The following is an 8250-nucleotide window of genomic DNA, read 5'->3' on the forward strand; positions in this document are numbered from 1 at the left end:
TTGCGGCGAGTTGTTGGGCCATGCCGGGCCATTGGGAGCCTTGGCCGGGGAGGATGAAGACGGTTTTGCCGCGGTCGGGGTCGAGGGTTCCGGTGGTGAGGGCGGGGTGTTGGCGTCCTTGAGTGAGTGCGGTGAGTGCGGTGAGGAGTTCGTTGTGGTTGTGGGCGACGATGGCGGCGCGTTCGTCGAACGACGTCCTGGTCACCGCCAACGCCCGCGCCAGGCCGGGCAGCGAGGCCCCGGGGTCGTCGGAGATGCGGCGAGCAAGCCGGGCCGCCTGCGCGCGCAACGCGTCCCGCGTACGCGCCGACAGCAGGAACAGGTGTGCGCCCGCCTCCTCGACCGGCGGCTCAGCCGGGACCGGCTCGGCTTCCGTGAACTCCTCGATGACGGCGTGGGCGTTGGTCCCGCTCACGCCGAACGCCGAGACGGCGGCGCGGCGCGGGTGGCCCTTCCGCTCCCACGGCCGCGCCTCCGTCAGGAGTGAGACGGCCCCGGATGACCAGTCCACGTGCGGCGTCGGCTCGTCCACATGCAGTGTCTGCGGCAGCGTGCCGTGCCGCAGCGCCATGACCATCTTGATGACCCCGGCCACGCCCGCCGCCGGACCCGTGTGGCCGATGTTGGACTTGACGGAGCCGAGCCACAGCGGCTGTTCGGCGGGTCGGTCCTGGCCGTAGGTGGAGAGTAGGGCGTTGGCCTCGATGGGGTCGCCGAGCCGTGTTCCGGTGCCGTGGGCGTCCACGGCGTCCACCTCTCCCGGCGCCAAACGGGCGTTGGCCAGCGCGGCGCGGATGACGCGCTGCTGCGCCGGCCCGTTCGGGGCGGTGAGGCCGTTGCTCGCGCCGTCCTGATTGACCGCCGAGCCGCGCACCACAGCCAGCACACGGTGACCGCTGCGACGGGCATCGGACAAGCGCTCCAGCACCAGCACCCCCACACCCTCGCCCCAGGCCGTGCCGTCGGCCGCGCCCGCGAACGCCTTCACCCGCGCGTCCGGCGCCAGCCCGCGCTGCCGGCTGAAGTCGATGAACGCCCCGGGCGCCGCCAGCACGTTCACCCCGCCCGCCAGCGCCATGGCACAGTCGCCCTGCCGCAGCCCCTGGCAGGCCAGGTGCAGCGCCACCAGCGAGGCCGAGCACGCCGTGTCCACCGACACGGCCGGCCCCTCAAGACCCAGCACGTACGACACGCGACCCGAGGCCACACTGCCCGCGACCCCCGTCAGCCGGTGCGCCTCGATGTCCTCGTCCGTCTGGGCCAGGAACATCCCGTAGTCGTTGGTGGCCACCCCGGTGTACACGCCGGTCGTCGTGGAACGCAGCGAGGCGGGGTCGATGCGGGCGTGCTCGATCGCCTCCCACGCCGCCTCCAGCAGCAGCCGCTGCTGCGGGTCCATCGCCAGCGCCTCGCGGGGGGAGATCCCGAAGAAGTCGGCGTCGAACGAGGCGGCGTCGTAGAGGAAGGCGCCCTCGCGGACGTACGAAGTGCCGGGCTGGTCGGGATCAGGGTCGTAGAGTCCGGCCAGGTCCCAGCCACGGTCGGCCGGGAACGGGCCGATGACGTCGCGGCCCTCGGCGACCAGCCGCCACAGGTCCTCGGGGGAGCGCACCCCGCCCCCGTACCGACAGGCCATGCCGACCACCGCGATCGGCTCGGTGCGGGCCTCCTCCTCCGCCCGCAGCCTCCGGCGGGACTCGGCCAGCTCGACCGTGGCCCGTTTCAGGTACTCGCGCAGCGTCTTCTCGTCGGACATGGCGGCGTTCACCGGCTCTCGTTGTCGATGAAGTCGAAGAGGTCCTCGTCGGAGGCGTCCTCGATACGGTCCTCGATCCGCTCGGTGCCGTCTTCGGCCCCGTCTGTGGCGGCCGGGCCGGACAGCTCGGTGAGCAGTGAGGTGAGGCCTTCGAGAATCCGCCCGCGCGACGCGCCGTCGGCCCCGGCCTCGGCGTACGCGGCGCGCAGCCGGTCGAACTCGGCGTGCACGACGGGCGCTGCCCGCGTGCCGGCCGCCAACTCCGCCGCCACGTACGCCGCGATCGCCTTGGGCGTCGGGTGGTCGAAGGCGAGGGTGGCGGGCAGCCGCAGGCCGGTGGCGAGGTTGAGACGGTTGCGCAGGTTGAGGACGCCGAGCGAGTCGAAGCCGAGCTGCTTCAGCGGGTACCCGGGGTCCACGGCCTCGGGCCCCGGATGCCCGAGTACGGCCGCCGCCTCGGTGCGCACCAGCGTGAGCAACTGGCGTCCCCGGTCGGCCTCGTCCAGGTCCGCGAGCCTGCGGGCCAGGTCGGTGGCCACCTCGGCCGCGGTGTCGGCCTGGGGCACGACCGGCAGCGCGGTGTTCACGGCCGCCGCGCGTTCGAGCTGCTGCCGCCGCCAGGTGGCGAGCGCGGGCAGCGCACTGCTCAGCGGCGTGCCGGGCCGTACGCCCAGTGCCTCCGCCAGACCCTCGGCGTCGTCCTCCTCCACGACCCGCCAGAACTCCTCTTCGGCCGGGTCGGCTCGCCGGGCCGCCACGGCGGTGTCGGCGTCGATCCAGAAGGTCCGGCGCTGGAAGGCGTACGTCGGCAGGTCCACGGCCCTGGTCGCTTCGCCGAGCAGCGCGCCCCAGTCCACGGCTACGCCGCCCGCCCACGCCTCGCCCAGCGAGAGCAGGAACCGTCCGAGCCCGCCCTCCTGACGGCGCAGCGAACCGACCGTCAGCACCTCGTCCGCACCGGCCTCCTCGGCGGACTGCTGCACGCCCAGCGCCAGCAGCGGGTGCGGGCTCATCTCGATGAACACTCGGTGCCCGGCCGCCAGCAGGGTCCCGGCGGCCAGGTCGAACCGCACCGGCTCGCGCAGGTTGCCGTACCAGTACGCCGCATCCAGCCGCGCGGTGTCGGCGGCGTGCATCCCGCCGGTGACGGAGGAGCAGAACGCCACGGCGGGCGGGGCCGGTGCGAGCGGCGCGAGCGCGGTCAGCAGCTCCTCCCGGGCGGACTCGACGTACGCCGAGTGGCCGGCCTGCGCCGCGCGCAGCCGCCGTACCCGCACGCCCTCGCCCTCGCACTCGGCCGTCAGCGCCTCGCAGGCCGTCACGTCGCCGGCGACGACCACGGACGACGGGCCGTTGACGACCGCGACCGACAGCTTGCCCTCCCAGCGGGTGAGGCGCTTCTCCAGTTCGGCGATGGGCATCGCGACCGACACCATGCCCCCGGCCGGGAGCGTGGTGATCGCCTTGCCGCGCAGTGCCACCACGCGGGCGCCGTCCTTCAGCGACAGCGCGCCCGCGACGCACGCCGCCGCGATCTCGCCCTGCGAGTGGCCGACGACGGCGTCCGGGGTGACCCCGGCCGACTGCCACAGCGCGGCCAGCGACACCATCACGGCCCACAGCACCGGTTGCACGACGTCCACGCGCTCCAGCAGTTGCTCGTCGTGCAGAACCTCGGCGGGCGCGAAGTCCACGAAGGGCTCCAGCGCCTTCGCGCACTCCTCGAAGCGGGCCCGGAACACCGGGGACGCGTCGAGGAGCCCGGCGGCCATGCCGGGCCACTGCGAGCCGTGGCCGGGAAAGACGAACGCCGTCCTGTCGCGCTCGCGAGCCCGGCCGCGCACCGTGCCGGCGGGGGTCTCGGCACGGGCCAGGGCGTTCAGGGCGGCCAACAGCTCCTCGCGGCCCTCGGGGGTGTGGGCGTCCGCCACGACGACCGCGCGGTGGTCGAACGCGGTGCGCGTGGTGGCCAACGCCCGCGCGACGTCCGGCAGTGGCAGCCGGGGGTGGCCGGCCAGGTGGGCCCCGAGCCGGGCGGCCTGTGCGTGCAGTGCCTCCGGTGAGCGGCCGGAGAGCAGGAACGGCAGCGGCCCGCCGACGCTGCTCTCGTGCCCGGACGACTCTTCGGAAGCCTCGGGTTCGGTTTCCTGCGCCTGTTCGATGATGAGGTGGGCGTTGGTGCCGCTCACACCGAACGCCGAGACGCCCGCGCGGCGCGGACGGCCGGTCTCCGGCCAGGGCCGTGCCTCGGTCAGGACCGAGACGGCCCCGGACGACCAGTCGACCTGCGGCGTCGGCTCGTCCACCTGGAGCGTCTTGGGCAGGGTGCCGTGGCGCAGCGCCATGACCATCTTGATGACGCCGGCGACCCCGGCGGCGGCCTGGGTGTGGCCGATGTTGGACTTGATGGAGCCGAGCCACAATGGCCGTTCGGCGGGCCGGTCCCGGCCGTACGTGGCGAGCAGGGCATTGGCCTCGATCGGGTCGCCGAGCGGTGTGCCGGTGCCGTGGGCCTCCACGGCGTCCACCTCTCCCGGTTCCAGGCGGGCGTTGGCCAGGGCGGCGCGGATGACGCGCTGCTGCGCCGGGCCGTTGGGGACGGTGAGGCCGCTGGACGCGCCGTCCTGGTTGGCCGCCGATCCCCGGATGACGGCGAGCACCGGGTGGCCGTTGCGGCGGGCGTCCGACAGCCGCTCCAGCAGGACCATTCCCGCGCCCTCGCCCCAGGCGGTGCCGTCGGCCGCGCCCGCGAACGCCTTCACCCGGCCGTCGGCGGCCAGCGCCCGCTGGCGGCTGTGCTCCACGAAGACGAACGGCGTCGCGAGCAGCGCCACCCCGCCCGCCAGCGCCATGGCGCAGTCGCCCTGCCGCAGCCCCTGGCAGGCCAGGTGCAGGGCCACCAGCGAGGAGGAGCACGCGGTGTCCACCGACACGGCCGGCCCCTCCAGGCCGAGGAAGTAGGAGACGCGGCCCGAGGCCACGCTGCCGTGGCTGCCGGTGGTGAGGTAGCCCTGCAGGTCCTCGGGCGGCTCGGCCAGACGGCTGATGTAGTCGTGGTACATCACGCCCGCGTACACGCCGGTCGGGGTGGAGCGCAGCGTGGTCGGGTCGATGCCGGCACGCTCGATCGCCTCCCAGGAGGTCTCCAGCAGCAGCCGTTGCTGCGGGTCCATGGCGAGCGCCTCGCGCGGCGAGATCCCGAAGAAGTCGGCGTCGAACTCGGTGGCGTCGTGGACGAACGCCCCCTCGCGGACGTACGAGGTGCCGGGGTGGTCGGGGTCCGGGTCGTACAGGCCCGCCAGGTCCCAGCCCCGGTTGGCGGGGAAGTCACCGACGGTGTCCTCGGCGGCGTCCGCCAGCGCCCAGAGCTCCTCGGGGGAGGAGGCACCGCCGGGGTAGCGGCAGCCCATCCCGACGATGGCGATCGGCTCGGAGGCGGCGGTCCGGAGGTCCTGGTTCAGCTTCCGCAGCCGCGCCGTCTCCTTCAGCGAGTTCCGCAGCGCCGTGACGACTTCCTCAGTTGGATTGCTGGCCATGGTCTGTCCCGTCCTCTTCCTCTTCGTCTCCGACTTCGTTGCCCGGGTCGTCACTGGCCCGTTCACTCGGCGCTCTGGTCGGCCAGGCGGATCAACTCCTCGACGTCGAGGGAGTCGATGCGTTCCGCCTCCTCGTCCGCCCGTTCGTCCGCCCCGCCATCGGCGGCGGCCGGCTCCTCCTCCGGGAACAGCTCCGACAGCAGCCGCCGCGCGAGCGCCTCCGGCGTGGGGTGGTCGAAGGCCACGGTGGCGGGCAGCCGCAGGCCGGTCGCCTTGCCGAGCCGGTTGCGCAGCTCCACCGAGGTGAGCGAGGTGAAGCCGAGGTCCTTGAAGCCACGGCGGGCCGGGATGCCGTCCGTCCCCGCGTCGACATGCCCGAGTACGGCCGCCACCTCGTCCCGAACCAGGGTCAGCAACGCCCGCTCCCGCTCCGCGGCCGGCATGTCCGCCAGTCGCTGGGCGAGCGACTCCGGCCGCCGCGGCGCCGCGCGGCGTGCCGTCGGCGTCCGCAGCAGGCCGCGCAGCATCGCCGGCGGTTCCTCGCCGCCGGACCTGGCGCGCAGCCCCGCCAGGTCGAGCCGCGCCGGGACGACGTGCGGCGTGCCGAGGGCGAGCGAGGTGTCGAACAGCTCCATGCCCTGCTCGGCGGAGAGCGCCACCATGCCCGTGGTGCGGGCGAGCCGGTCGATGTCCGCCCGGCTCAGCGCGGCCTCCATACCGCCCTCGGCCCACAGGCCCCACGCCAGCGAGACCGCCGGCAGGCCGTGGGCCGTCCGGTGCTGGGCGAGAGCGTCCAACGAGGCGTTGGCCGCCGCGTAGTTGGCCTGGCCCGGTCCGCCGACGACGCCCTGCACCGAGGAGAAGAGGACGAACGCCGCCAGGTCGTGGTCACGCGTCAGCTCGTGCAGGTGCCGGGCCGCCTCCGCCTTCGGGCGCAGCACGGCGTCGAGGTTCTCGGGGGTCAGGGACTCCACGACGGCGTCGGCCAGCACCCCGGCGGTGTGGACCACGGCGGTCAGCGGGTGCTCGCCCGGTACGCCCGCGAGCAGCGCGGCAAGCGCGTCCCGGTCGGCGACGTCGCAGGCGGCGACGGTCACCTCGGCGCCGAGCGCGGCGAGTTCGGCGGTCAGCTCGACGGCCCCAGGGGCGCCGTCACCCCGGCGGGACGTCAGAAGCAGGTGCCGCACACCGTGCCGGGTCACCAGGTGGCGGGCGAGCAGCGCGCCCAGCGCGCCGGTGCCGCCGGTGATCAGCACGGTGCCCTCCGGGTTCCAGGCGAGACCGGTCTCCGCGGGCGGCCGAACCCGCGTCAGGCGGGGGGCGAGCAGGGCGCCGCCCCTGAGGGCGAGTTGCGGCTCGTCGGCGGCGAGCGCGGCGGGCAGCGCCATGGGCAGCAGATCGAGGTCGTCCACGTCGAGCAGCACGAAACGGTGGGGGTGTTCGGTCTGCGCCGAGCGGACCAGGCCCCAGACGGGCGCCTGGCCGAGACCCGGCACGTCCTCGTCGGGGCGGGCGGCGACAGCGCCCCGCGTCACCAGCACCAGCCGGGTCGCGGCCAGTCGCTCCTCGGCGATGAACCGCTGCACCAGGGCCAGCGCCTCGTGCGGGGAGGCGGGCGTCGCCACGACGGCGTCGAACGCGGCGGAGGCATCGCCGAGTTCCTCCAAGTCTCCCCAGCGGAGAGCCGGGGGCGCGGAGGGCGTCGTCACCGGCGTCCACTCCACACGGAAAAGGGTGTCCCCGACGCCGCCGACGGCGGCGGCGAGCTGGTCGGACGCGACGGGGCGGCGCGCCATGGACTCGACCGACGCCACCGGCCGCCCCTCGGCGTCGGTGAACTCCAGCGACACGGAGTCGGGCCCGGCTGCGGCCGACAGCCGTACGCGGGCGGCCGACGCGCCGACGGCGTGGAGGCGTACGCCGCTGAAGGCGAAAGGCAGCCGAAGGTCGCCGGTCTGCGGCAGCGCGCCCAGCTCGATGGCGTGCAACGCCGAGTCCAGCAGCGCGGGATGGATGCCGAAGCCGTCGGCGTGGCCGGTCTCGTCCTCCGGCAGCGCCAGCTCGGCGAAGACCTGGCCGTCGAGCCGCCACGCGGCCCGCAGGCCCTGGAAGGCGGGCCCGTACTGGTAGCCGCTCTTCGCCAGAGTCTCGTACCAGCCGTCGAGTGCCACCGGCTCCGCGCCGGGTGGCGGCCAGGCGGAGGTCGCCGGGTCAGGGGCCGGGTCAGGGGCCGAGCCTCCGGGGGCGAGCACGCCGCTGGCGTGGCGGGTCCACCGGTCCCCCGATCGGGAGTGGACGCTGACCGCCCGTCGGCCGGACTCGTCCGCCTCGCCCACCCGCACTTGTGCGTCGACGCCGCTGCCCTCGGTCTCCGGCAGCACCAGCGGGGCTTCGAGGGCCAGCTCCTCCAGCAGCTCGGCGCCGACCTGCCGGCCGGCGTGCAGCGCGGCCTCGACCAGCCCGGCGCCGGGAAGCAGCACCGTGCCGAGGGCGGCGTGGTCGGCGAGCCAGGGGTGGTCGTCGAGCGAGAGGCGGCCGGCGAGCACCAGCCCGTCGTCGGCGAGCGGCACGGCGGTGGTGAGCAGCGGGTGCCCGGTGTCGCTCTCACGCCGTCCGGCACCGGTGGGCGATTCCAGCCAGTAGGTGTGGTGTTGGAAGGGGTAGGTGGGGAGGTCGGCGGTCGGTCCGTCGTGGGGGGTGGGGGTGACGTGGTGTCCGAGGATCCAGGCGCGGCCCAGCCCGGTCAGGAACTGCGCGGCGGTGCCCTCGTCGCGCCGCAGAGTGGTGACGGTGTGGGCGTCCTCGATGTGGTACGTGAGGACGGGGTGGGCGCTGGTTTCGATGAAGGTGTGGTGGCCGTCGTTGATGAGGTTGTTGATGGTGGGGTGGAAGGCGACGGGTTGGTGGCAGTTGTCGTACCAGTATTGGGGGGTGAGTTTTTCGCCGGGGTGGGGGTGG

3 protein-coding genes and 1 pseudogene are annotated in these 8250 nt (G+C 74.5%); all 4 read right to left on the reverse strand.

The window, feature by feature from the left end:
- Positions 1 to 1768 (reverse strand): type I polyketide synthase (locus ACIP79_RS42280; RefSeq protein WP_401233332.1); only part of this gene is annotated, 1768 nt, incomplete at its 3' end.
- Entirely contained in the window at positions 1765 to 2343 is a 579-nt protein-coding gene (locus ACIP79_RS42285; RefSeq protein ID WP_401233338.1) for a phosphopantetheine-binding protein, read from the reverse strand. The genes ACIP79_RS42280 and ACIP79_RS42285, both read right to left, overlap by 4 nt.
- Positions 2344 to 2349: 6 nt before the next feature.
- A pseudogene (locus ACIP79_RS42290) lies at positions 2350 to 5358 on the reverse strand (type I polyketide synthase); the annotation flags it as partial.
- Positions 5355 to 8250, reverse strand: a 2896-nt coding sequence (locus ACIP79_RS42295; RefSeq protein WP_401233335.1) for an SDR family NAD(P)-dependent oxidoreductase, incomplete at its 5' end; no start/stop codon positions are given. The gene ACIP79_RS42295 and the pseudogene ACIP79_RS42290, both read right to left, overlap by 4 nt.

The organism is Streptomyces sp. NPDC088747 (assembly GCF_044751025.1).
Taxonomy (GTDB): Bacteria; Actinomycetota; Actinomycetes; order Streptomycetales; family Streptomycetaceae; genus Streptomyces.